This window comes from Pseudanabaena sp. 'Roaring Creek' (genome assembly GCF_001402795.1).
Lineage (GTDB): Bacteria > Cyanobacteriota > Cyanobacteriia > Pseudanabaenales > Pseudanabaenaceae > Pseudanabaena.
In genome coordinates, this window is the sequence record NZ_LIRE01000559.1 from 1 (window position 1) to 1,655 (window position 1,655).

At 36.6% G+C, this 1,655-nt stretch carries 3 protein-coding genes; all 3 read right to left on the bottom strand.

The window, feature by feature from the left end; all coding sequences use genetic code 11:
* Positions 1-163 precede the first annotated feature (163 nt).
* On the bottom strand, positions 164-655 hold the full coding sequence (locus tag AC805_RS16300) for a hypothetical protein (RefSeq protein WP_055076395.1): 492 nt from the start codon (positions 653-655) through the stop codon (positions 164-166).
* Positions 656-1,126 carry a DUF29 domain-containing protein gene (locus tag AC805_RS16305; protein WP_055076396.1) on the bottom strand — a complete coding sequence of 157 codons (471 nt, stop codon included), beginning with the start codon at positions 1,124-1,126 and terminating at the stop codon, positions 656-658.
* 4 nt (positions 1,127-1,130) lie between these two features.
* Positions 1,131-1,655: DUF29 domain-containing protein (locus AC805_RS16310; protein ID WP_231663278.1), on the bottom strand; the 525-nt coding region annotated here is incomplete at its 5' end.

The window sequence follows — 1,655 nt, forward strand, 5'->3', positions numbered from 1 at the left end:
TTTTTCTTTGCTTATATTTGGCTCCCAACTCTTGCTTCTTCCTTTTGTAAAAGCAATCCGTAGCTTTAATTCTTTTTCTTGGCAATTTCCTAGTAGACAGGCAAAGTATGATTCTCTTCCTCTTTGCCTCTTACTTTCCGCTTAGTCTCTTTTTCAGCAAGCCCTAATTAGAGGTAGAAGGATCTCGTGCTATAAATTCAATTACTGACCTGCCCCAAAAGCTCTCTACTAAAGGATCTAGTAATTCTAGTGAATAATTTAGCGTTAATTTATCTAGGTTTTTAGCATTTGCCATTGAAAAATGGATAACTTGGTTTCTTAGCTTTCCAAACTCTTTATACTGATTGATTTTATTGATTTTAATTCCTGTAGTTGCCCATAATTGCTCAGGCAATTCCTCGTATGAGAAAGTTCGACCATCTTCTAACAAATCAATAAGTGTAAGATTATTCTTACTAGGATTTGACTTGGGGAGTTTAGAAAAAATTAGGAGAGGATGTTCTTGAGCTATTCTGGCTTTTAGTAAAATTTCTGCTGCATGGGCTGCATGAACTACACACATTGGAGTGCGATTATCTATAGCTTCAAACAATGCACTTCGGAACAAAAGCATCCCGATTCGGCGCATATTTTTTGGGACATCTTTCATATCCATCTAAATTTCTTCCCAAAAATCAACATTGAGTATATCGTCAATATCTCGGCTAAACTGCCATATTTTAGGGAAATTAACAGATTTATAATCTGGATGAGCCTTCACAACCTTTAAAGCATCATCAAAAGCTTTTTGAAATAACTCAGGACTATTGATATAGCCTTTTAAACTTGGAGACTGTTCAAGAATATCTTGGATATCGTTGCGAGTCCTGACAATTGTAATAACCCACCCAGCATAGTCATACTCACTCTTGACATAGCAACGCTTGAGAATATGCTCAATGAGTGTCGTCAATCTCCGCTTGAGTTCACGCCTATCTCTACCCGCCAAACCTTCTAACTCCTCAATTAAGTTTTCGACATCTAAATTTTGAAAATCACCAGCTTTTAACTTAGCGATCGCCTCTTCTAACCACAAATTAAGATCGCGATCGTATAGCGTAGTTTTTTTATTAATAGTCTGAGTCATAGGTTTAAGATTTTTTCCAAAAATTAGCAGTTAACAACAAGTCAATCTCATAGGTAAATTGCCATGTCTCAGGAAAAATCGTATTTTCATATTCTGTTTGTACGATTTCTAGTGCGTCATTAAACAATTCGTCAAATACTAAATTTATATGACGTTTTAGGCTAGAAGACTGTTTGACAATTTTTTTGATTTCATTCCTTTGTCCGATGATTGTTAACTCCCAACCTCGATAACATTCAGGTAAGTTGACGTAGCAACGTTTGAGGATATGTTCAATCAATCTAGTCAAACGTGACTCTAATTCGCGCCGATCTCTCCCTGCCAAGCCCTCTAACTCCTCAATTAAATTTTCGACATCTAGATTTTGAAAATCACCAGCTTTTAACTTAGCGATCGCCTCTTCTAACCACAAATTAAGATCGCGATCGTATAGCGTGGATTTTTGTTTGATAGTCTGGGGCATAGGTTTAGGCGATGCGATACAGCATTTACGCATTGTTTGATAAGTATATCTCAAAGAACAAGGGGC

What these genes read in the sequence shown, in the direction of transcription:
- AC805_RS16300 (WP_055076395.1), bottom strand. Translation starts at nt 655, where the DNA reads ATGGATATGAAAGATGTCCCAAAAAATATGCGCCGAATCGGGATGCTT.
- AC805_RS16305 (WP_055076396.1), bottom strand. Translation starts at nt 1,126, where the DNA reads ATGACTCAGACTATTAATAAAAAAACTACGCTATACGATCGCGATCTT.